The sequence below is a fragment of the Pseudomonas sp. QS1027 genome (assembly GCF_002814235.1).
Taxonomy (GTDB): domain Bacteria; phylum Pseudomonadota; class Gammaproteobacteria; order Pseudomonadales; family Pseudomonadaceae; genus Aquipseudomonas.
On sequence record NZ_PHSU01000026.1, the window covers coordinates 71,379 to 92,683 of the forward strand.

Here is a 21,305-nt window from a genome sequence, read left to right on the forward strand (position 1 = left end):
GAAACCAAGATGGGGGCTTGTTCGGAAAAAAACAAGCGCCAAAAGAAAAGGGGCCCGAAGGCCCCTTGTCAGGTCACAGTCTGTCGCACTCAGGCGTCAGGCGCGGCCTTTGCCTGCGGCTCGCTGTTCTCATAGATGTACAGCGGCTTGGATTTACCCTCGATCACGCTTTCATCGATCACCACTTTGCTCACCTCGGACTGCGAGGGGATTTCATACATGGTGTCGAGCAGAACGCCTTCGAGGATCGAACGAAGGCCACGGGCACCGGTTTTACGCTCCAGGGCACGCTTGGCGACGGATTTCAGTGCGTCGGCACGGAATTCCAGGTCAACCCCTTCCATTTCGAACAGCTTGGCGTACTGCTTGGTCAACGCGTTCTTCGGCTCGGTGAGGATCTGCATCAACGCAGCCTCATCCAGCTCGTCGAGCGTGGCCAGGACCGGCAGACGACCCACGAATTCCGGGATCAGACCAAACTTGACCAGATCGTCAGGTTCGACTTCACGCAGGGACTCACCGACCTTCTTGCCTTCTTCCTTGCTGCGCACTTCGGCGCTGAAGCCGATGCCGCCGCGGGTGGAACGGTTTTGAATGACCTTTTCCAGACCGGAGAACGCACCACCACAGATAAACAGGATGTTGCGGGTGTCCACCTGCAGGAATTCCTGCTGTGGGTGCTTGCGACCGCCTTGGGGCGGAACGGAGGCCACCGTGCCTTCGATCAACTTCAGCAAGGCCTGTTGCACGCCTTCACCGGAAACGTCCCGGGTAATCGACGGGTTATCGGACTTGCGGGAAATCTTGTCGATTTCGTCGATGTAGACAATGCCCATCTGGGCCTTTTCCACATCGTAGTCGCACTTCTGCAACAGTTTCTGAATAATGTTTTCCACGTCTTCACCCACATAACCCGCCTCGGTGAGGGTGGTTGCGTCGGCGATGGTGAACGGCACATTCAGCAGGCGAGCGAGGGTTTCAGCCAGCAAGGTCTTACCCGAGCCGGTCGGACCGATCAGCAGGATGTTGCTCTTGCCGAGCTCGACGTCGTCACTTTTCTTGTCACGCTGGTTCAGACGCTTGTAGTGGTTGTAGACCGCTACCGCCAGAACCTTTTTCGCACGCTCCTGACCAATCACATACTGATCAAGGATGCCGCTGATTTCTTTAGGCGAAGGCAATTTATGCGCGCTGCTTTCGGCCTGTGCTTCCTGCACCTCCTCACGGATGATGTCATTGCACAGGTCGACGCACTCGTCGCAGATAAAGACCGAGGGGCCGGCGATCAACTTGCGTACTTCATGCTGGCTTTTGCCGCAGAAGGAGCAATAGAGCAGCTTGCCGTTGTCCTCGCCGTTGCGGGTGTCAGTCATTCGTTCGATCCAAATCCGATAGGCTTGCAACACAAGATGAAGGCTATTGCGGGCTTTTTCAAGCCCGCTGGTGATCGGAACAGCCGACCAGCCCTATTTTGCGCTGCTTAATGTTAAGCGGGGCGCTTGTCGATCACTTCGTCGATCAACCCGTAGTCACGCGCGGCTTCTGCGCTCATGAAGTTGTCACGGTTGGTATCGCGCTCGATTTCTTCAAGGGTGCGCCCGCTATGCTTGGCCATCAGCGTGTTGAGACGCTCACGAATGAAGAGGATTTCCTTGGCATGGATTTCGATATCCGACGCCTGGCCCTGGAAACCGCCCAGTGGCTGGTGAATCATCACACGCGAGTTCGGCAGGCAGAAACGCTTGCCGTGGGCACCGGCCGTCAGCAGGAACGCGCCCATGCTGCACGCCTGACCGATACAGGTGGTCGACACGTTTGGCTTGATGAACTGCATGGTGTCGTAGATCGACATGCCCGCCGTCACCGAACCGCCCGGGGAGTTGATATAGAGATGGATGTCCTTGTCCGGGTTTTCCGCTTCAAGGAACAGCAGCTGCGCACAGATCAGGTTGGCCATGTAGTCCTCTACCGGGCCCACCAGAAAAATCACTCGCTCCTTGAGAAGGCGCGAATAGATGTCATAGGCGCGTTCGCCACGAGCGGACTGCTCGACAACCATCGGGACCAGACCGCCTGCGGCCTGGATATCAGAGTTCTGCTGAATATAAGAATTACGGAACATGCTCTGCAGTCACTCCCAAATAGTCATGTCTTGAATACGCATAAGCCAGCACGAGGCTGGCTTATGGTGTGTATTTCCAACGAGTCAGAAAATCAGTCGGCTTGTGGAGCTTCCACCGGCTTGACTGCTTCTTCGTAGGAGACCGATTTATCGGTCACATTCGCCTTCTGCAGAACAGTATCCACAACTTGTTCTTCCAGCACAACCGAACGGACTTCGTTCAGTTGCTGGTCGTTCTTGTAGTACCACGACACAACCTGCTCTGGCTCCTGGTAGGCCGAGGCCATTTCCTGGATCAGTTCACGCACGCGGGTTTCGTCTGGCTTGAGGTCGAACTGCTTGACCACTTCAGCCACGATCAGGCCCAGCACGACGCGGCGCTTGGCTTGTTCTTCGAACAGCTCGGCCGGCAGTTGGTCAGGCTTGATGTTGCCGCCGAACTGCTGAACGGCCTGCACGCGCAGACGATCCACTTCGTTGGACAGCAGGGCCTTCGGCACTTCGATCGGGTTGGCGGCCAGCAGACCGTCCATGACCTGGTTCTTGACCTTGGATTTGATCGCCTGACGCAGCTCACGCTCCATGTTCTTGCGAACTTCGGTGCGGAAGCCGTCGATGCCGCTTTCCTTGATGCCGAACTGGGCGAAGAAGGCTTCGTTCAGCTCAGGCAGGGTCGGTGCGGACACGGTGTTGACGGTTACGGTGAACTCGGCGGTTTTGCCAGCCAGGTCCAGGTTCTGGTAGTCAGCAGGGAAAGTCAGGTTCAGAACGCGTTCTTCACCGGCTTTAGCACCTACCAGGCCATCTTCGAAGCCCGGGATCATGCGGTTGGAGCCCAGCACCAGCTGGGTGCCCTTGGCGGAACCACCGGCGAAGACTTCACCGTCGACCTTGCCGACGAAATCGATATTCAGCTGGTCTTCGTTCTGGGCAGCACGATCGGCCACTTCGAAACGGGTGTTCTGCTTGCGTAGGATTTCCAGCATGTTGTCCAGGTCCGAGTCCGCCACGTCGGCGCTCAGGCGCTCGACAGCGATGGAGTCGAAACCGGCAACGGTGAACTCAGGGAAGACTTCGAATGTAGCAACGTATTCCAGGTCCTTGCCCTTCTCCAGCACTTTCGGCTCGACAGAAGGTTGACCGGCCGGGTTCAGCTTCTGCTCAACCACGGCTTCATAGAAGGAGGCCTGGATCACATCGCCCACGGCTTCCTGACGGGCATCCGCCTCGTAACGCTGGCGAATCACGCTCATTGGCACCTTGCCAGGGCGGAAGCCTGCAATCTTGGCCTTTTGGGCAGTCTGCTGCAGACGCTTGTTGACCTGGGTCTCGATGCGCTCAGCTGGCACGGTGATGCTCATGCGGCGCTCAAGAGCCGATGTATTTTCAACAGAAACTTGCATGGATATTCCTCGTTGCACAGACGTTAGCTGGCCGTTTCCGACCCCAGAATCAAGGGCATGCATTCTAGTGGGTCAAACTCAAGAAGTCACCCTACTGAAAACGGGTAAAAAAACAGCAGGCAATTTATAGAAGCGGATGCACAATTGCACCTCGCCCCTGTAGCAAATACAGCCCATCACGCCAGAGCTCTGCGCCGCCCCTTCTATCTATAGAAGAGACGGCCGATCATCGCCCCGACAACCGATCTCGCGAACAGAAGCGGCGGGCACCGCGGCATCATCGAGCAACACAAATACGACGAAACGACCCGCCCTGCAGCCCCGGACATGCGGCTGCGCTGAAAACTCAAACCACTTGAACGAAAACGGCACAGCCCTTTTCAGGTGCTGCGCCGTTAACTGCTATTCAATAGCGGCACTCATCCGATACCTGCCGGATCAGTTCTACGCATTCAAAACCGGCGGGGATTCTAACGCCAAGACATTGAGAATGCTTGTTTTTTCTTGGCATCCGCGGCGACCCGGGGGTCATGGCAAGCACCCGACAGAACCCCGACCTGCGAGTTCTACGTTTTTAGATGCAAAAAAAACGCCAGACGATGAGTCTGGCGCTTTTTCTAATATGGGGTGGACGATGGGGATCGAACCCACGACAACAGGAGTCACAATCCTGTGCTCTACCAACTGAGCTACGCCCACCATATTGCCTGTTCAAAAAAACCGATCAGATCGATCTTTTTGTTCAGTCTCACCAAAGCCAAACGACCCCGATGAAACTTTATTTGGTGCGGATGAAGAGACTCGAACTCTTACGCCTCGCGGCGCTGGAACCTAAATCCAGTGTGTCTACCAATTCCACCACATCCGCGCATGAAGCCTTTAAAGCAAAAACGCCAGACTGTTAATCTAGCGCTTTTCGAAATATGGGGTGGACGATGGGGATCGAACCCACGACAACAGGAGTCACAATCCTGTGCTCTACCAACTGAGCTACGCCCACCATATTGCGTTACTTGTGCCAAAGCTGCCTAATGGCGCACCCGGCAGGACTCGAACCTGCGACCATCCGCTTAGAAGGCGGATGCTCTATCCAGCTGAGCTACGGGCGCCTTGTTAATCTGTACTCAGTGACGACTACAAACTAAGTGCTTCAATCTTGCTGAGCCAGACATCAACTCTGCTCGACCTTCTCAACCAGTGCTAGGCTATGCCCGACAAGCGCGACAAATGTTATAGACGAGCCGAAAGGTCGTCAACTCTTTTCTGAAAAAAATTCAGATATATAAAGGGCTTAGGGGAATATCCGGACCAAGCGCCTTTGCCCTCGCGCCACGACATGCGAGAATGCGCGCTCTTTTTCAACCCCTTTCGATGGTTAATCACGCGTCATGACTGCACAACTAATCGACGGCAAAGCGATCGCCGCCCGTCTGCGTCAGCAGATCGCCCAACGTGTCGCCGAGCGTCGCCAGCAGGGCCTGCGTACTCCGGGCCTCGCGGTGATTCTGGTCGGCAGCGATCCTGCCTCTCAGGTTTATGTTTCGCACAAGCGTAAAGACTGCGAAGAGGTCGGCTTCATTTCACAAGCCTATGACTTGCCCAGCGACACCACCCAACAGGCGCTCACCGACCTGATCGATCGCCTCAATGACGATCCGCAGATCGACGGCGTGCTGCTGCAACTGCCGCTGCCCGAACATCTGGATGCCTCCAGACTGCTGGAACGCATTCGCCCGGACAAGGACGTCGACGGCTTCCATCCTTATAACGTCGGTCGCCTGGCCCAGCGCATCCCGCTACTGCGTCCGTGCACCCCGAAAGGCATCATGGCCCTGCTGGAAAGCACCGGGGTCGACCTGTACGGGATGGATGCGGTGATTGTCGGCGCCTCCAATATCGTCGGTCGACCGATGGCCATGGAGTTGCTGCTGGCCGGCTGCACCGTGACCGTTACCCACCGCTTCACCCGGGACCTGGCCGGCCATGTCGGCCGCGCCGACCTGGTGGTGGTGGCCGCCGGCAAGCCGGGCCTGGTCAAGGGCGAGTGGATCAAGGAAGGCGCCATCGTCATCGACGTCGGCATCAACCGCCAGGAAGACGGCAAGCTGGTGGGTGACGTGGTCTACGAGACCGCCCTGCCCCGCGCCGGCTGGATCACTCCGGTTCCGGGCGGCGTTGGCCCGATGACTCGCGCCTGCCTGCTGGAAAACACCCTGTATGCCGCTGAAACGCTGCATGCCTGAAGCCAGGAAACTTTCAGCGCCACCATGGCGCTGAAATGCCTCCAACAAAAAACCGCCAAATTGGCGGTTTTTTGTTTTCACAGGATCAGGACTCCGGCTCAGTCAGCCAGGCGCCAGGTCGTCCCGCCCTTGCCGTCTTCCAGCACCACGCCCATGGCGGTGATCTGGTCGCGGATGCGGTCGGATTCCGCCCAGTCCTTGTTGGCCCGCGCCGCCAGGCGCGCCTGGATCAGCGCTTCGACTTCAGCTCCATCGACCCGCCCTTCGGCGCCCGCCTGCAGGAAGTCATCGGCCTCCAGTTGCAGGACACCGAGCACGCTGGCCAGCTCTTTCAGACGTGCCGCCAGACCGGCCGCCGCCGCCAGATCGCTCTCGCGCAGACGGTTGATCTCACGCACCATCTCGAACAGCACCGCACAGGCTTCCGGCGTGCCGAAGTCGTCGTTCATCACCCGGGTGAAACGCTCGACGAACGCCTCGCCACCGGCTGCCGGCACATTCGGCAGGCCTTTCAACGCATGGTAGAAACGCTCCAGGGCGCCCTTGGCATCCTTGAGGTTGTCTTCCGAATAGTTGATGGCGCTGCGGTAGTGGCTCGACACCAGCAGGTAACGCACGACTTCCGGGTGATACTTGTCCAGCACGTCGCGAATGGTGAAGAAGTTGTTCAAGGACTTGGACATCTTCTCGCCATTGATGCGGATCATGCCGCAGTGCATCCAGGCATTGGCGTAGGTCTTGCCGGTGGCCGCCTCGCTCTGGGCGATTTCGTTTTCATGGTGCGGAAACTCCAGGTCGCTGCCGCCGCCATGAATATCGAAGGTCTCACCCAGGCAGCAGGTGGACATCACCGAACACTCGATATGCCAGCCAGGACGCCCGGCGCCCCACGGCGACTCCCAGCTAGGCTCACCGGGCTTGGTGCCTTTCCACAGGACGAAATCCAGTGGATCTTGCTTGGCTTCGTCGACTTCGATCCGCGCACCGATGCGCAGGTCTTCGATTTTCTTGCGCGACAGCTTGCCGTAGCCCATGAACTTGGCGACGCGGTAGTACACGTCGCCATTACCAGGGGCGTAGGCGTAACCCTTGTCGATCAGGGTCTGGATCATGGTCAGCATGCCCGGAATATGATCCGTGGCGCGTGGTTCCATGTCCGGCTTGAGGATGTTGAGGCGCGCCTCGTCCTCATGCATCGCGGTGATCATGCGCTCGGTCAGCGCGTCGAACGACTCGCCGTTTTCGTTGGCCCGATTGATGATCTTGTCGTCGATGTCGGTGATATTGCGCACGTACGTCAGGTCATACCCGCTGAAACGCAACCAGCGGGTCACCAGGTCGAAGGCCACCATGCTGCGGCCATGGCCCAGGTGGCAGTAGTCATACACGGTCATCCCGCAGACATACATACGCACCTTGTTGCCATCCAGGGGCTTGAAAACTTCTTTGCTCTTGCTGAGCGTGTTGTAGATCGTTAGCACAACGGCTTCCTTAAAGAATCACTGGCCCCACGAATCACGCAAGGTCACGGTACGGTTGAAGACCGGAGCACCGGGTTTCGAGTCCTTGATATCCGCGCAGAAGTAACCTTCGCGCTCGAACTGGAAACGGTCTTCCGGCTGTGCATTGCCCAGCGAGGGTTCAGCACGACAACCAGTGAGAACTTGCAGCGAGTCAGGGTTGATGTTGTCCAGGAAACTGGCGCTGTCTTCGGCCTTTTCGGGGTTGGCCGAGCGGAACAGGCGATCGTACAGGCGCACTTCGCATTCGACGCTCGCCGCCGCCGGCACCCAGTGGATCACGCCCTTGACCTTGCGGCCTTCGGGGTTCTTGCCCAGGGTTTCCGGATCGTAGGAGCAGCGCAGCTCGACGATATTGCCGTCGGCGTCCTTGATCGCTTCGTCGGCACGGATCACGTAGCTGCCGCGCAGGCGCACTTCACCGGTCGGCTCCAGGCGCTTGTAGCCCTTGGGCGGCTCTTCCATGAAGTCTTCGCGATCAATGTAGATCTCACGGGCGAACGGCAATGCGCGCACGCCCATGTCTTCTTTCGGGTGGCGCGGCAGTTCGAGGTTCTCGACCTGGCCTTCCGGGTAGTTGGTGATCACGACTTTCAGCGGACGCAGCACGCACATGGCCCGCGGCGCGCTGTGGTCGAGGTCGTCACGGATGCTGAATTCCAGCATGCCGAAGTCCACCACGCCGTCGGAACGGTTGGTGCCGACCATTTCGCAGAAGTTGCGAATGGATTTAGGCGTGTAGCCACGGCGACGGAAGCCCGAGAGCGTCGACATGCGCGGGTCGTCCCAGCCGTTGACGTGCTTCTCGTCCACCAGTTGCTTGAGCTTGCGCTTGCTGGTGATGGTGTAGTTCAGGTTCAGGCGGCTGAACTCATACTGACGCGGGTGCGCCGGCACGGGCAGGCTGTCCAGGAACCACTCGTACAACGGACGGTGGCTTTCGAACTCCAGGGTGCAGATCGAGTGGGTGATGCCTTCGATGGCATCCGACTGACCGTGGGTGAAGTCGTAGTTCGGGTAGATGCACCACTTGTCACCGGTCTGGTGGTGATGAGCGTGGCGGATGCGATACATGATCGGGTCGCGCAGGTTCATGTTCGGCGAAGCCATGTCGATCTTGGCCCGCAGCACGCGGGCGCCGTCCGGGAATTCACCGGCGCGCATACGGGCGAACCAGTCGAGGTTCTCTTCCACCGAACGCTCGCGGAACGGGCTGTTCTTGCCCGGCTCGGTCAGGCTGCCACGGTATTCCTTGGCTTGCTCGGGGGTCAGGTCGTCGACGTAGGCCTTGCCGGCCTTGATCAGTTCCACCGCCCAGTCGTGCAACTGGTCGAAATACTGCGAGGCATAGCGCACTTCACCGGACCATTCGAAGCCCAGCCACTTGACGTCGCTTTCGATGGCGTCGATGTATTCCTGGTCTTCCTTGGCCGGGTTGGTGTCGTCGAAACGCAGGTGCGTGACGCCGCCGAACTCCTGGGCCAGGCCGAAGTTCACGCAGATCGACTTGGCGTGACCGATGTGCAGGTAGCCGTTGGGTTCAGGCGGGAAGCGCGTCACGATCTGAGTGTGCTTGCCCGAGTCCAGGTCGGCCTGAATGATCGGGCGCAGGAAGTTGACCGGGACAGCCGGTCCGGTCTTGACGTTCGAGGTAGGGTCGACAGTGGGCTTGCTCATAGGATCCTTGGGCTTGCGGTTGCGCGGCCGGGGGCGGCCTGATCAATCAAAACGGGTATCATAGCCGATGCAATCAGGCAGCTGACAGTGGCGCGCCGAAAACGGCGGCTATTAATAGTGCAGGGATGAAAAAACCGCCTCGAAATTCCCGCGCCTCACGCTAAACTGCGCAACCTGGCGGATTTATGCCAGACCGGTTCGGCCCCGCGAGCGGTATCCGCATGCCGAAACCCACGAATTCCTTCAAAGAGTAGCCAAGATGACCCAAGTCAAACTGACCACCAACCACGGCGAAATCGTCCTGGAACTGAACGCCGAGAAAGCCCCGATCACCGTGGCCAACTTCATCGAGTACGTCAACGCCGGCCACTACGAAAACACCGTTTTCCACCGTGTGATCGGCAACTTCATGATCCAGGGCGGCGGTTTCGAGCCAGGCATGAAAGAAAAGAAAGACAAGCGCCCGAGCATCCAGAACGAAGCCGACAACGGCCTGCCGAACGAGAAGTACAGCGTCGCCATGGCCCGTACCATGGAGCCGCATTCGGCCTCCGCGCAGTTCTTCATCAACGTCGCCGACAACAGCTTCCTGAACCACAGCGCCAAGACCGTCCAGGGCTGGGGCTACGCGGTATTCGCCAAAGTGGTTTCCGGCACTGAAGTAGTCGACAAGATCAAAGGTGTGGCCACCACCATGAAGGCCGGCCACCAGGACGTACCCGCAGAAGACGTGATCATCGAGAAAGCCGAGATCGTTGAGTGATACTGCTGATTTCAGATTTGCATCTGGAAGAGGAGCGCCCGGACATCACCCGGGCGTTTCTGGATTTCCTCGCCGGACGCGCCCGTTCGGCACAAGCGCTGTACATCCTGGGCGATTTTTTCGAAGTCTGGATCGGCGACGATGCCATGCCCCCCTTTCAGCGCTCGATCTGCGCAGCCTTGCGCGCATTGAGCGACAGTGGCACGCAGGTTTTCCTGATGCACGGCAACCGCGACTTCCTGCTGGGCAAGGCCTTTTGCAAAGCGGCCGGTGCGACCCTGCTCAAGGACCCGAGCGTGGTGCGGATGAACGACGAGCCGGTGCTGTTGATGCACGGCGACAGCCTGTGCACACGGGACGAGGCCTATATGCGCCTGCGTCGGTATCTGCGTAACCCCATCACCTTGTTCATCCTTCGTCACCTGCCGCTGCGCACCCGCCACAAGCTGGCGCGCAAACTGCGCAGCGAGAGCCGGGCGCAGACGCGGATGAAAGCCAATGACATTGTGGATGTGACGCCGGATGAGGTGGTGCAGGTCATGCAGCAGCATGGCGTGCAGACCCTGATCCACGGCCACACCCATCGACCGGCCATTCACAAGTTGCAACTCGGCGCGCAGGCGGCGAAACGGATTGTGCTGGGTGACTGGGATCGTCAAGGCTGGGCCTTGCAGGTGGACGAGCAGGGTTTCCAGCTGGCGGCGTTTGATTTCAAGCCGCCGCCAGCACTGCCCCAGGCTTGATGCCAACCCCACCCGTACAGGTGGGGTCGATCAATGTCCGGCCGCCGCCGGCCCGGCCTTCGCCCCGAACGGCGGCTTGGCCAGCCACACCAACAGCATCAAGCCCATGAAGCCCCAACCCAGCAGCGTGAAGTAATCCACGGTCGAGAGCATGTACGCCTGGCTGGTGAGCACCTGATCCAACTGGGCATAAGCCCGGGTGCTCGCCCCACCGAGATTGCTCAGGGTGTCGCGCGTCGCCGGATCGAAGGTGGTGATGCTTTCACTCAGATAGGCATGGTGCTGGTCCGCCCGGCGAATCCAGATCCAGGTGGTCAGCGACGCGGCAAAACTGCCCCCCAGCGTACGCAGGAAGGTCGCCAGCCCGGCGCCGTCGGCGATCTGGCTCGGCGGCAGGTCCGACATCAGGATGCTCAAGGTCGGCATGAAGAACAGCGCCACACCGATCCCCATGAACAGTTGCACCATGGCGATATGCCCGAAGTCCACCTCGTTGGTGAAACCGGCGCGCATGAAGCAGCTCAGGCCGATTGCCAGGAACGCCAGGCCGGCAAGCAGGCGCAGGTCGACCTTGTTGGCGTATTTACCGACGAAAGGCGACATCAGTACCGGCAGGATCCCGATCGGCGCCACCGCGAGGCCAGCCCAGGTCGCGGTATAGCCCATCTGGGTCTGCAGCCACTGCGGCAGGATCAGGTTGATACCGAAGAACCCGGCGTAGCCGAGGATCAGCACAATGGTCCCGATGCGGAAGTTGCGGTAGGCGAACAGGCGCAGATTGACCACCGGATGCTTGTCCGTCATCTCCCAGATCACGAACACCGACAGGGCAATCGCCGAGATCACCGCACCGATGACGATGAAGTTCGATTCGAACCAGTCCAGGTCATTGCCCTTGTCGAGGATCACCTGCAAGGCACCCACGCCAATGATCAAGGTCAGCAAACCGACATAGTCCATCGGCTGGCGACTGATCTCCACCGGGCGGGCCTTGAGTTGCTGGCGGACCACCATGGCGGCGAATACGCCGATGGGCACGTTGATAAAGAAGATCCACGGCCAGCTGTAGCTGTCGGTAATCCAACCGCCGAGAATCGGCCCGGCAATCGGCGCGACCACCGTGACCATCGCCAATAGCGCCAGGGCCATGCCGCGCTTGGCCGGTGGATAGACCGCAATCAGCAGCGTCTGGGTCATCGGGTACAGCGGCCCGGCGACCAGCCCTTGCAGCACGCGAAAGCCCACCAGTTCAGGCATCGAGGTGGAAATACCGCAGAGGAACGACGCCATGACAAAAAGAATCGTTGCCCAGATAAACAGCTTCACCTCGCCAAAGCGCCGGCTCAGCCAGCCGGTCAGCGGCAAGGCGATGGCGTTGCTCACGGCAAAGGAGGTGATGACCCAGGTGCCCTGCTCCGAACTCACCCCCAGGTTGCCGGAGATGGTCGGCAAGGCCACGTTGGCGATGGTGGTATCGAGCACCTGCATGAAGGTCGCCAGCGACAGGCCGATGGTACTGAGCAACAGGCTTGGCGGAGTAAAAGATGCGTTCGAGCTCATCGCGAATCCTTGGAAACGAGGCAGGTGCCGCGACGCTCGGGTCGCGGCTGGATTGGCGACTCAGCGTTGCGCGGTTTTCGTCGCGGTGGCGCTGTTTTCATGGATCAGGCGGGTAATCTCGGCATCGGCATCGGCCAGTTGCTGCCCGTACACATCAGTGCTGAACGAGGCTTTCTGCGGCGGCTGCTGGGCCAGTACCGGACCGCTCTGGTCATGCAGGTTGACCTCGACCTGGGTCGACAGGCCGACCCGCAACGGGTGCTTGGCCAGCTCTTCGGCGTTGATGTGAATGCGCACCGGCACCCGCTGGACGATCTTGATCCAGTTGCCGGTGGCGTTCTGCGCCGGCAGCAGGGCAAAGGCGCTGCCGGTACCGGCGCCGAGGCTGTCGATGGTGCCGCTGAATTTCACCGAGCTGCCATACAGGTCGGCTTCGATATCCACGGGCTGGCCGATGCGCATGTCACGCAGCTGGGTTTCCTTGAAGTTGGCGTCGATCCACAGTTGATCCAGGGGAATCACCGCCATCAGCGCGGTACCCGGCTGAACCCGCTGGCCCAATTGCACGGTACGCTTGGCAACGTAACCGGTGACCGGGGCAATTAGGGTGGTCCGCGCATTGGCCAGATAAGCCTGGCGCAGTTGCGCGGCCGCGGCTTTGACATCCGGGTGATTGGACACCACGGTGTCATCCACCAGAGCGTTGCTGCTGTTGAGTTGATGCTGGACGTTGTTCAGTGCGCTCTGGGCGGAGGTCAGGTCGTCACGGGCGTGGGACAGCTCTTCCTGGGAAATCGCGCCACCGGCCGCCAGATTCTTGCGTCGGGTAAAGTTTTCCTGGGCCTTCTGCACCGCCGCCTTCTGTTCGGCGACCTGGGCACGCATGCCATCGACATTGCTGTACAGGCCACGGACCTGGCGCACGGCCTTGGCCAGGTTGGCCTCGGCGCTTTGCAGGCCGATCTTGGCGTCGCTCGGATCGAAGTTCACCAGCACCTGGCCGGCGTGTACCAGGTCGCCGTCGTCGGCGCCGATGCTGACCACGGTGCCGGTCGCCAGCGGAGTGACTTCCACCACGTTGCCGTTGACGTAGGCGTCGTCGGTGCTTTCATTCCAGCGCCCGTAGACTTCATGCCAGCCCCAGACACCGAGGCCGCCGAGGATCACCAGCAGGGTGAGACCGGTCAGCATGACCTTGCGCTTGCGGGAATTGCCAGCGTCCTGGGTTGTTTCAGTCGTGTTCGTTTCAGTGGCCATGGCAGGTACCTTGAATTAATAAGTCTGAGCCGAGGGGCGGGTGGCGTTCGTGGCGACGTTGTCAGCCTGGAAGCCGCCGCCCAGGGCCTGCATCAGCTGGATGGAGAAATCGATCTGCTGGGCATTCAGGTCCGCCAGCTGACGCTGGGCCTGCAACAGGGTCTGCTCGATGGTGAGCACGTCCAGGTAGTTGCCGATACCGGCGCCGTAGCGCTGCAACACCGTGTTATAGGAGTCCTGGGCGATATCCGCCGCATGCTGCTGGGCCACGATCTGCTGGCCGAGGGCGCGCAGTTGCTGGAGGGTGTCGCTGACATCGCCCAGGGCCTGGACCAGACTCTTGTTGTACTGCGCCACCGCCAGGTCGTAGTCGGCGTCCTTGGCATCGAGGCCGGCGCGCAGGCGACCGCCATCGAAGATCGGCAGCGAGACGGTCGGCGCAATGCTGAAGAAGCGACTGGGGGAACCGAACATCGCGTCGCCCAGCAAGGATTCGCCACCGGCGGCGGCACTCAGGTTGAGGTTGGGGTAGAAACGCGTCTTGCCGGCGGCAATATCCTTGCTCGCGGCCTCGACACGCCAGCGCGCGGCCACCAGGTCCGGACGCCGTCCCAGCAGTTCCGCCGGCAGCACCGAAGGCAAAGCCACGGCGCTCGGCTGGAGAATCTTCGGCCGGGCGATCTCATTACCGCGATCCGGGCCCTTGCCCAGCAGCACGGCCAGGGCAACCTTGGCGCTTTGCAGCTTTTTCCCGGCGTCGATCACCTGCTCTTCAGCCGTAGCGGCCAGGCTTTCGGTCTGCTGGTACTGGTAGTGGCTGTCGATGCCGGAGCTCAGCCGGCGCTTGCCCAGGTCCAGCAGCTTGTGGGTACGCTGCAGGTCATCGTTGGCCAGGTCATAGACGATATGCGCCTGCCCCAGGTTGCTGTAGGCCCGTGCCACGTCGGCGGCGAGGGTCAATTGCGCGGCCTGGCGGTCGACTTCGGCGGCACGCGCCTGGCCCAGCGCAGCTTCCCAGGCATCACGCTGGCCGCCCCAGAGGTCGAAGCTGTAGTTGAAGGTGACACCCACCTTGCGCACGGTCTCGTAGAGGCCGCCGCGGCCGGTGGGGTCCTGGTCCCGCGGCAGGCGTGCACGGGTGATACCGCCACTGGCATCGAGGGTCGGCGTCCGCGCCGCATCGGCGGCATCGGCGGCTGCGCTGGCCTGGTGCGCCCGCGCGCTGGCGACCTGCATATCGGGGCTGTCGTGCAAGGCTTCGCGGATCAGGTCATCGAGTTGCGGATCGCCAAGGCTTTTCCACCAGTCGCTTTTCGGCCAGGCCGCCGGCGACAGGGTCACGCCCTTGAGGGATTGTGCGGCCTTGAGGTTTTTCGCCTCGAGGCTCACGCCTTCGGTGTTCAGGCCGCTGTAGCTGGCGCAACCGGCCAGGACCATCGACAGGAACACCAGGCTGAAGCCGGTACGCAGGGTTTTACTGCTCATTCTTTTCACCCACCCGCAGCACGGTGATCGAGTCCCCGGCCGCCAGCAAAATTTTCTTCAGAATCTCTTCCAGGGTCCGCAGCTCTTGCTGGGTGACCGCCCCCGCCAGCTCGTTCATCGCATCGGCGCCGATTTCCGGCAAACGGTCGGCAAGGATCTGCCCCTGCGCCGTGAGCACCAGTTGCACCTGGCGCCGATCACCTTCCGAGCGTCGACGGGCGAGCAGATCTTTCTGCTCCAGGCGATCGAGCATGCGGGTCATCGAACCGCTGTCCAGGGACAGATGGCGGCACAGCTCGGCCGGGGTATCGACACCATACTGAGCCATGATGATCAGCACCTTGAACTGCGCCGCGGTGATGCCGTACGGCACCATATGGGTATCGATGATCCGGTCCTTGAGCAACGCGGCACGACCCAGGAGCAGGCCGAGATGGCAGTTGTGAAAGTCGTCCGGGGTGAAATGCTTCATGGGGCCACCAAAAGCTGCTTAGGCAGAGAGTTGGTGAGATATTACTGCTTAGGCAGCTAATATCAAAGCATTAGTTAGCAGGCTTTTTATTTACCCGATAAAAGGCCGAGGAATGAATAGATAACTCTAGACACACCTTTGAATTCGATGTCTGATAACGATACAGCTAGGCTTCCCTGACATACCTGACAAGGAGTCACAGGTGAAAAGCAGGGATTTGATCGCCGAACTGGAAGCCGCTGGCTGGATGCTGCAACGAATAAGGGGCAGTCATCATGTTTTTGTCCACCCCAGCAGCCCCCACTCGATCCCCGTGCCGCATCCAAAGAAGGATCTGCCGCTCGGGACCATCAGAAGCATCAGAAAACGGGCGGGCTTGTTATGACCCCGTTCAGTCAGGAGACCATCATGCAATATCCCATCGCTATCGAATGGGGTGATGAACACACCGCCATCGGCATCCAGATTCCGGATATTCCGGGGGCCGTGACCGCCGGCGACACCTTCGAGGAAGCGTATAACGCCGCCCTGGAAATCGCCCATATCATGCTCGAGGAGATCGTTTCGAACGGCCAGCACGTGCCGACACCATCGCCCTCCTTCACCCATCGGAAGAATCCCGAGTTCGCGGACATGGGCTGGGGCATGCTGGAAATCGATATCTCGCCCTATCTGGGCAAGACCGAGAAGGTCAACGTGACCCTTCCCGGCTTTGTGATCCAGCGCATCGACCGCTACGTACGCGACCACCGGATCAAGAGTCGCTCATCGTTCCTCGCGGACGCCGCGCTGGAAAAGCTGGTGCGTACTTAAACGCCAGCAGCGGCCGGGACACCGCTGTGGAAGCGGAACTCGCTGTCGGGCGACTCGATCAGTTCCTGCTCGACCGCGCGCACCCGCTCGATGACCCGGCCGATGTCCTCGGCGTCGCCGTATTGGTAGGCAAGCTTCAGGTAACCCTGGAAATGCCGGGCCTCGCTCTTGAGCAGGCCGAAGTAGAACTTGCCCAACTCTTCGTCCAGGTGCGGCACCAAGGCTTCGAAGCGCTCGCAACTGCGCGCTTCGATAAAGGCGCCGACCACCAGGGTGTCCACCAGCTTGACCGGTTCGTGGCTACGGACCGCCTTGCGCAGCCCTGAGGCATAACGACCGGCGGACAACTGCCGCAACTCGATCTTGCGCCGCTTCATCAGCCGCATGACCTGTTCGTGGTGCACCAGCTCTTCCCGGGCCAGGCGCGACATCAGGTTGATCAGATCGACATGGGAATGGTACTTGGCAATCAGGCTCAAGGCGGTACTGGCCGCCTTGAACTCGCAGTTCTTGTGATCGATCAGCAGCGTTTCCTGATCCGCCAGTGCCGCCTGCACCCAGCCTTGCGGGGTCGGGCAACCGAGGAATTCGTGGATTTCCGGCAGATTCACAGGAAAGCTCCCGTCACAGGAGAGGCTTGGCAAGGGCGCAACGCGGGAGTAGTCGACATGGGGCTCACAGAAACCGGGGGATCAGGCGGAACAAGGTCGCCGATTATACGGGGGCCGGGGCAGATCGCCAGCCGCCCTGCTTGATATGCATCAAGATCGCAGTCGGTGGACTGCAACTATAGTTGTATCAAGTCGCCTTCAGCCCTCCCCGGAGCACCCCGACCATGCAAGCCATCCGCAGCATCCTGGTGATACTCGACCCCGACCACGCCCACAGCCTGGCCCTCAACCGCGCCAAGCTGATCGCCGGCGTCACGGATGCGCACTTGCACCTGCTGATGTGTGATCCCAAGCACGACCACAGCGCCCTGCTCAGCCTGCTCAAGAGCCAGTTGCATGACGACGGCTACAGCGCCACGGCCGAACAGGCCTGGGACAAGACCATGCACGAGACCATCATCGGCGTGCAACAGGCCGAAGGCTGCGGCCTGGTGATCAAGCAGCACCGCCCCGACAGCCCGCTGAAGAAAGCCCTGCTGACCCCTTCCGACTGGAAACTGCTGCGCTACTGCCCATCCGCGGTACTGATGGTCAAGACCGAGACGCCCTGGTCAGGCGGGGTCATTCTCGCGGCGGTGGACGTGGGCAATGCCGATGACGAACACCGGCACCTGCACGCCAGTATCATTGATCACGGCTATGACATCGCCAGCCTGGCCAAGGGCAGCTTGCACGTGGTCAGTGCCCACCCCTCACCCATGCTGTCGGCCGCCGACCCGGTGTACCAGCTCCGGGAAAGCATCGAAGGCCGTTATCGCGACCAGTGCCGGGACTTCCAGGCGCAATTCGATGTGGATGACGAGCACCTGCATATCAAGGAAGGACCCGCCGACGTGCTGATTCCCTATATGGCCCATACGCTCGGGGCGGCGGTGACGGTGATAGGCACCGTGGCACGCACCGGGATTTCAGGGGCGCTGATCGGCAATACCGCGGAAGTGGTGCTCGATGCACTGGAAAGCGATGTCCTGGTGCTCAAGCCCCAGGACATCATCGATCATCTGGTGGAGACGGCGCCACGGCCCTGATCAACCGCCCATGGCATCCTTGAGGAAGCCCGGGGCGATATAACGCTGGTAATGCGCCTCGGACAGCAGGAAGAACTCCCGGTCGATGGCATCGCGCAGTTCGGGCAGGCCCCAGTCGCGAAACTCCGGCAGCAACACCATGCCGTAGGCCTCCAACTGGCTGATCACCCGCGCGCCACGGGCAATCAGCTGGTACGCCCAGCAATATTCCGACTGATGGGGCACGAAGCGAATCTTGCGGGCCTCCAGTTGCTGGCGCAGCTTGGCTGGATCGAACACTTCGATCTTGGCCACCATGACCTGGACCAGCAATTGCTCCAGGCGCAACCACACCGCGCGCTTTTCTTCCTCGTTGTAGCCGTTCCAATGGATGACTTCATGGTGGAAGCGCTTGCAGCCACGGCACACCAGATCACCGTAAACAGTGGAGCAAAGGCCGACGCAGGGGGTCTTGATGGTCTGATTGGACATGGGCAGGGGTCACGCGGAAAAGCAAAACAGGTCCGCATGTTAGCCCTTTGTCTAACAAGGGTCACCCCCGAACCTGTAGGGCTTAACTTACCTTTCTTCGTAATATGCCGTAGAATCGGCCTGCCTTTTTAGGCGCCAATGTCCGTTGGAAGCTGTTTTCAAAGCGTCACGAGCACAGTTCATCCTAGAGAACGGCGTTGGCGCAGGAATTTCCCCCCGGAAGCACCTGCGCCGACCCTCATCAGCTCCCGTTCCGCAGGCGTAAAACTTTGAAAACAGCTTCTGTTGGAAATCGTGGAAACTCTGGCTAAGCGGCTCAAAAAGCCCCGCAGCGCATGAGTGCCGTGCATTTCTGGATGAGCGTCCCGGACACCCATTTGGGACCACTGATGAGGGTAATAACTGTGCTTGAAGCCTACCGCAAACATATCGAAGAGCGTGCAGCCCTGGGTATCGTGCCCCAGCCGCTTAACGCCGAACAAACCGCAGGCCTGGTCGAGCTGCTGAAGAATCCCCCGGCTGGCGAAGAAGCTTTCCTCGTTGACTTGATCACCAACCGTGTTCCGCCTGGCGTGGACGAAGCGGCCTACGTCAAGGCCGGTTTCCTTTCCGCCCTGGCCAAGGGTGAAGTCAACTCCCCCCTGATCGACAAGAAGCGCGCGGTAGAACTGCTCGGCACCATGCAGGGCGGCTACAACATCGTGACCCTGGTCGAGCTGCTGGACGACGCCGAGCTGGCAGCCGTTGCCGCCGCGCAACTCAAGCACACCCTGCTGATGTTCGATGCCTTCCACGACGTCGCGGAAAAAGCCCGGAACGGCAACGCTCACGCCAAGGAAGTGATCCAGTCCTGGGCTGACGGCGAGTGGTTCAAGAACCGCCCGGTGCTGGCCGACAAGATCAGCCTGCGAGTATTCAAGGTCACCGGCGAAACCAACACCGACGACCTGTCGCCGGCTCCGGACGCCTGGTCGCGCCCTGACATCCCGCTGCACGCCCTGGCCATGCTGAAAATGGCCCGTGACGGCATCGTGCCTGACCAGCAAGGCGCCATCGGCCCGATGAAACAGATCGAGCAGATGCGCAACGACGGCTTCCCGATCGCCTACGTCGGTGACGTGGTCGGTACCGGTTCGTCGCGTAAATCGGCCACCAACTCGGTGCTGTGGTTCTTCGGCGACGACGTCCCCTACGTGCCGAACAAGCGCGCCGGCGGCTTCTGCTTCGGCAGCAAGATCGCTCCGATCTTCTACAACACCATGGAAGATGCCGGCGCACTGCCGATCGAGTTCGACGTGACCAACATGAACATGGGCGACGTGATCGACCTGTACCCCCATGCTGGCAAAGTCACCAAGCACAACAGCGATGAAGTCCTGACCACCTTCGAAATGAAGACCCCGGTCCTGCTCGACGAAGTCCGTGCCGGCGGTCGTATCCCGCTGATCATCGGCCGTGGCCTGACCGAGAAGGCGCGCACCGAACTGGGCCTGCCACCTTCGACCCTGTTCAAGCTGCCGGAAGCTCCAGCTGAAAGCACCAAGGGTTACACCCTGGCGCAGAAAATGGTCGGCAAGGCCTGCGGCGTGACAGGCGTTCGTCCTGGCACCTACTGCGAGCCGAAGATGACCACCGTCGGTTCCCAGGACACCACTGGCCCGATGACCCGCGACGAGCTGAAAGACCTGGCCTGCCTGGGTTTCTCCACCGACCTGGTCATGCAGTCGTTCTGCCACACCGCGGCCTATCCAAAGCCGATCGACGTCACCACGCACCACACCCTGCCCGACTTCATCATGACCCGTGGCGGTGTTTCCCTGCGTCCGGGCGACGGCATCATCCACAGCTGGCTGAACCGCATGCTGCTGCCGGACACCGTCGGTACCGGTGGTGACTCCCACACCCGTTTCCCGATCGGTATCTCGTTCCCGGCCGGTTCCGGCCTGGTGGCTTTCGCCGCCGCCACTGGCGTTATGCCACTGGACATGCCGGAATCGATCCTGGTGCGCTTCAAGGGCAAGCTGCAACCGGGCGTCACCCTGCGTGACCTGGTTCATGCCATCCCTTACTACGCCATCCAGAAAGGCCTGCTGACCGTTGAGAAGAAAGGCAAGAAAAACGCCTTCTCCGGCCGCATCCTGGAAATCGAAGGCCTGGAAACCCTGACCGTCGAACAGGCTTTCGAACTGTCCGACGCCTCGGCCGAACGTTCCGCCGCCGGTTGCACCATCAAGCTGTCGAAAGAGTCGATCGCCGAGTACCTGAAGTCGAACATCACCCTGCTGCGCTGGATGATCGGCGAAGGCTACGGCGATGCCCGCACCCTGGAGCGTCGTGCTCAGGCGATGGAAGCCTGGGTTGCCAATCCAGAGCTGCTGGAAGCCGACAAGGACGCCGAGTACGCGGAAATCATCGAAATCGACCTGGCCGACGTCAAGGAGCCTGTGCTCTGCGCGCCGAACGACCCGGACGACGCCCGTCTGCTCTCCAGCGTTGCTGGCGAGAAGATCGACGAAGTGTTCATCGGTTCCTGCATGACCAACATCGGCCACTTCCGCGCTGCGGGCAAGTTGCTGGAACAGGTCAAAGGCCAGTTGCCAACCCGTCTGTGGCTGTCGCCGCCGACCAAGATGGACGCTCACCAGCTGACCGAAGAAGGCTACTACGGCATCTACGGCAAAGCTGGCGCACGTATGGAAATGCCGGGCTGCTCGCTGTGCATGGGTAACCAGGCACGGGTAGAACCGAACTCCACCGTGGTCTCGACTTCGACCCGTAACTTCCCGAACCGTCTGGGCGACGGCGCGAACGTCTACCTGGCTTCGGCCGAGCTGGCGTCCGTGGCTTCGATCCTGGGTCGCCTGCCGACCGTCGAGGAATACATGGAGTACGCCGGTAAGATCGACAGCATGGCTGCCGACGTTTACCGCTACCTCAGCTTCGACCAGATCGCCGAGTTCCGTGAAGCCGCGGCGAACGCCAAGATTCCGGTCGTTCAAGCCTAAGCTGTACGCGCAATAGAAAAAGCCCCGACTCGTCGGGGCTTTTTTATGCCTGCTGTCCCGTCCTGAATAAGG

General features: G+C 60.4%; 18 protein-coding genes and 4 tRNA genes. 7 read left to right on the plus strand and 15 right to left on the minus strand.

What is annotated here, in order from left to right; genetic code table 11:
• Nucleotides 1-89: 89 nt before the first annotated feature.
• From clpX to CWE01_RS22605, 7 genes are all read right to left on the minus strand, one after another.
• Nucleotides 90-1,373, minus strand: coding sequence for an ATP-dependent Clp protease ATP-binding subunit ClpX (clpX, locus tag CWE01_RS22575; protein ID WP_100942764.1), 1,284 nt, complete (start codon nucleotides 1,371-1,373; stop codon nucleotides 90-92).
• Between the two features lie 113 nt (nucleotides 1,374-1,486).
• Complete coding sequence (gene clpP, locus CWE01_RS22580) at nucleotides 1,487-2,122, minus strand: ATP-dependent Clp endopeptidase proteolytic subunit ClpP (protein ID WP_100942765.1); 636 nt, start codon at nucleotides 2,120-2,122, stop codon at nucleotides 1,487-1,489.
• 92 nt (nucleotides 2,123-2,214) lie between these two features.
• Nucleotides 2,215-3,525 (minus strand): trigger factor, encoded by a 1,311-nt coding sequence (gene tig, locus CWE01_RS22585; protein WP_100942766.1) that lies wholly within the window; start codon nucleotides 3,523-3,525, stop codon nucleotides 2,215-2,217.
• Nucleotides 3,526-4,148: 623 nt separating this feature from the next.
• A tRNA-His gene (locus CWE01_RS22590) sits at nucleotides 4,149-4,224 on the minus strand.
• Between the two features lie 84 nt (nucleotides 4,225-4,308).
• Nucleotides 4,309-4,393, minus strand: a tRNA-Leu gene (locus CWE01_RS22595).
• A 56-nt stretch (nucleotides 4,394-4,449) separates the two neighbouring features.
• A tRNA-His gene (locus tag CWE01_RS22600) sits at nucleotides 4,450-4,525 on the minus strand.
• Nucleotides 4,526-4,557: 32 nt separating this feature from the next.
• Nucleotides 4,558-4,634: transfer RNA gene (locus tag CWE01_RS22605), tRNA-Arg, on the minus strand.
• A 279-nt stretch (nucleotides 4,635-4,913) separates the two neighbouring features.
• Between CWE01_RS22605 and folD the strand changes: the two genes are divergently transcribed.
• Entirely contained in the window at nucleotides 4,914-5,768 is an 855-nt protein-coding gene (gene folD / locus CWE01_RS22610; protein WP_100942767.1) for a bifunctional methylenetetrahydrofolate dehydrogenase/methenyltetrahydrofolate cyclohydrolase FolD, read from the plus strand.
• A 98-nt stretch (nucleotides 5,769-5,866) separates the two neighbouring features.
• Here folD and cysS read toward each other — a convergent pair whose 3' ends face one another.
• Together cysS and CWE01_RS22620 are read right to left on the minus strand one after the other, a co-directional pair.
• Nucleotides 5,867-7,249, minus strand: coding sequence for a cysteine--tRNA ligase (gene cysS / locus CWE01_RS22615; protein WP_100942768.1), 1,383 nt, complete (start codon nucleotides 7,247-7,249; stop codon nucleotides 5,867-5,869).
• Nucleotides 7,250-7,267: 18 nt separating this feature from the next.
• Nucleotides 7,268-8,965, minus strand: coding sequence for a glutamine--tRNA ligase/YqeY domain fusion protein (locus tag CWE01_RS22620; protein ID WP_100942769.1), 1,698 nt, complete (start codon nucleotides 8,963-8,965; stop codon nucleotides 7,268-7,270).
• 259 nt (nucleotides 8,966-9,224) lie between these two features.
• Between CWE01_RS22620 and CWE01_RS22625 the strand changes: the two genes are divergently transcribed.
• Nucleotides 9,225-9,728 carry a peptidylprolyl isomerase gene (locus CWE01_RS22625; RefSeq protein ID WP_100942770.1) on the plus strand — a complete coding sequence of 168 codons (504 nt, stop codon included), beginning with the start codon at nucleotides 9,225-9,227 and terminating at the stop codon, nucleotides 9,726-9,728.
• Entirely contained in the window at nucleotides 9,725-10,471 is a 747-nt protein-coding gene (locus tag CWE01_RS22630) for a UDP-2,3-diacylglucosamine diphosphatase (RefSeq protein ID WP_100942771.1), read from the plus strand. Before CWE01_RS22625 ends, CWE01_RS22630 begins: the two co-directional genes overlap by 4 nt.
• A gap of 30 nt (nucleotides 10,472-10,501) precedes the next feature.
• Here CWE01_RS22630 and CWE01_RS22635 read toward each other — a convergent pair whose 3' ends face one another.
• Genes CWE01_RS22635 through CWE01_RS22650 form a run of 4 tightly spaced genes read right to left on the minus strand, consistent with a single transcriptional unit; the run spans nucleotide 10,502 to nucleotide 15,245 of the window.
• Entirely contained in the window at nucleotides 10,502-12,031 is a 1,530-nt protein-coding gene (locus tag CWE01_RS22635; RefSeq protein WP_100942772.1) for a DHA2 family efflux MFS transporter permease subunit, read from the minus strand.
• Between the two features lie 60 nt (nucleotides 12,032-12,091).
• Entirely contained in the window at nucleotides 12,092-13,288 is a 1,197-nt protein-coding gene (locus CWE01_RS22640; RefSeq protein WP_100942773.1) for an efflux RND transporter periplasmic adaptor subunit, read from the minus strand.
• A gap of 15 nt (nucleotides 13,289-13,303) precedes the next feature.
• The gene (locus CWE01_RS22645) at nucleotides 13,304-14,773 is read right to left on the minus strand and encodes an efflux transporter outer membrane subunit (protein WP_100942774.1); all 1,470 of its coding nucleotides are present in this window, start codon (nucleotides 14,771-14,773) and stop codon (nucleotides 13,304-13,306) included.
• Nucleotides 14,763-15,245 (minus strand): MarR family winged helix-turn-helix transcriptional regulator, encoded by a 483-nt coding sequence (locus CWE01_RS22650; protein ID WP_100942775.1) that lies wholly within the window; start codon nucleotides 15,243-15,245, stop codon nucleotides 14,763-14,765. The genes CWE01_RS22645 and CWE01_RS22650 overlap by 11 nt, the downstream gene beginning before the upstream one ends.
• A 202-nt stretch (nucleotides 15,246-15,447) precedes the next feature.
• Here CWE01_RS22650 and CWE01_RS22655 point away from each other — a divergent pair, with 202 nt between their 5' ends.
• Both CWE01_RS22655 and CWE01_RS22660 read left to right on the plus strand, forming a co-directional pair.
• Nucleotides 15,448-15,630 carry a type II toxin-antitoxin system HicA family toxin gene (locus CWE01_RS22655; RefSeq protein WP_100942776.1) on the plus strand — a complete coding sequence of 61 codons (183 nt, stop codon included), beginning with the start codon at nucleotides 15,448-15,450 and terminating at the stop codon, nucleotides 15,628-15,630.
• 23 nt (nucleotides 15,631-15,653) lie between these two features.
• The gene (locus tag CWE01_RS22660) at nucleotides 15,654-16,058 is read left to right on the plus strand and encodes a type II toxin-antitoxin system HicB family antitoxin (RefSeq protein WP_100942785.1); all 405 of its coding nucleotides are present in this window, start codon (nucleotides 15,654-15,656) and stop codon (nucleotides 16,056-16,058) included.
• Here CWE01_RS22660 and CWE01_RS22665 read toward each other — a convergent pair.
• A complete protein-coding gene (locus CWE01_RS22665; protein ID WP_100942777.1) occupies nucleotides 16,055-16,669 on the minus strand; it encodes a tRNA-(ms[2]io[6]A)-hydroxylase in 615 nt (204 codons plus the stop codon). The genes CWE01_RS22660 and CWE01_RS22665 overlap by 4 nt on opposite strands.
• Before the next feature lie 224 nt (nucleotides 16,670-16,893).
• On the opposite strand from CWE01_RS22665, the gene CWE01_RS22670 reads away from it, so the two are divergent.
• The gene (locus CWE01_RS22670; protein ID WP_100942778.1) at nucleotides 16,894-17,757 is read left to right on the plus strand and encodes a universal stress protein; all 864 of its coding nucleotides are present in this window, start codon (nucleotides 16,894-16,896) and stop codon (nucleotides 17,755-17,757) included.
• Here the strand turns inward: CWE01_RS22670 and CWE01_RS22675 are convergent, their stop codons facing one another.
• Complete coding sequence (locus CWE01_RS22675; RefSeq protein ID WP_100942779.1) at nucleotides 17,758-18,228, minus strand: DUF1289 domain-containing protein; 471 nt, start codon at nucleotides 18,226-18,228, stop codon at nucleotides 17,758-17,760.
• Between the two features lie 404 nt (nucleotides 18,229-18,632).
• On the opposite strand from CWE01_RS22675, the gene acnB reads away from it, so the two are divergent.
• Complete coding sequence (acnB, locus tag CWE01_RS22680; RefSeq protein WP_100942780.1) at nucleotides 18,633-21,233, plus strand: bifunctional aconitate hydratase 2/2-methylisocitrate dehydratase; 2,601 nt, start codon at nucleotides 18,633-18,635, stop codon at nucleotides 21,231-21,233.
• Nucleotides 21,234-21,305 lie beyond the last annotated feature (72 nt).

Excerpts from the sequence above, each read along its gene's own strand:
- clpX (WP_100942764.1), bottom strand. The coding sequence starts at position 1,373 with ATGACTGACACCCGCAACGGCGAGGACAACGGCAAGCTGCTCTATTGC.
- clpP (WP_100942765.1), bottom strand. The coding sequence starts at position 2,122 with ATGTTCCGTAATTCTTATATTCAGCAGAACTCTGATATCCAGGCCGCA.
- tig (WP_100942766.1), bottom strand. The coding sequence starts at position 3,525 with ATGCAAGTTTCTGTTGAAAATACATCGGCTCTTGAGCGCCGCATGAGC.
- folD (WP_100942767.1), top strand. The coding sequence starts at position 4,914 with ATGACTGCACAACTAATCGACGGCAAAGCGATCGCCGCCCGTCTGCGT.
- CWE01_RS22620 (WP_100942769.1), bottom strand. The coding sequence starts at position 8,965 with ATGAGCAAGCCCACTGTCGACCCTACCTCGAACGTCAAGACCGGACCG.
- CWE01_RS22625 (WP_100942770.1), top strand. The coding sequence starts at position 9,225 with ATGACCCAAGTCAAACTGACCACCAACCACGGCGAAATCGTCCTGGAA.
- CWE01_RS22635 (WP_100942772.1), bottom strand. The coding sequence starts at position 12,031 with ATGAGCTCGAACGCATCTTTTACTCCGCCAAGCCTGTTGCTCAGTACC.
- CWE01_RS22640 (WP_100942773.1), bottom strand. The coding sequence starts at position 13,288 with ATGGCCACTGAAACGAACACGACTGAAACAACCCAGGACGCTGGCAAT.
- CWE01_RS22645 (WP_100942774.1), bottom strand. The coding sequence starts at position 14,773 with ATGAGCAGTAAAACCCTGCGTACCGGCTTCAGCCTGGTGTTCCTGTCG.
- CWE01_RS22650 (WP_100942775.1), bottom strand. The coding sequence starts at position 15,245 with ATGAAGCATTTCACCCCGGACGACTTTCACAACTGCCATCTCGGCCTG.
- CWE01_RS22660 (WP_100942785.1), top strand. The coding sequence starts at position 15,654 with ATGCAATATCCCATCGCTATCGAATGGGGTGATGAACACACCGCCATC.
- CWE01_RS22670 (WP_100942778.1), top strand. The coding sequence starts at position 16,894 with ATGCAAGCCATCCGCAGCATCCTGGTGATACTCGACCCCGACCACGCC.
- CWE01_RS22675 (WP_100942779.1), bottom strand. The coding sequence starts at position 18,228 with ATGTCCAATCAGACCATCAAGACCCCCTGCGTCGGCCTTTGCTCCACT.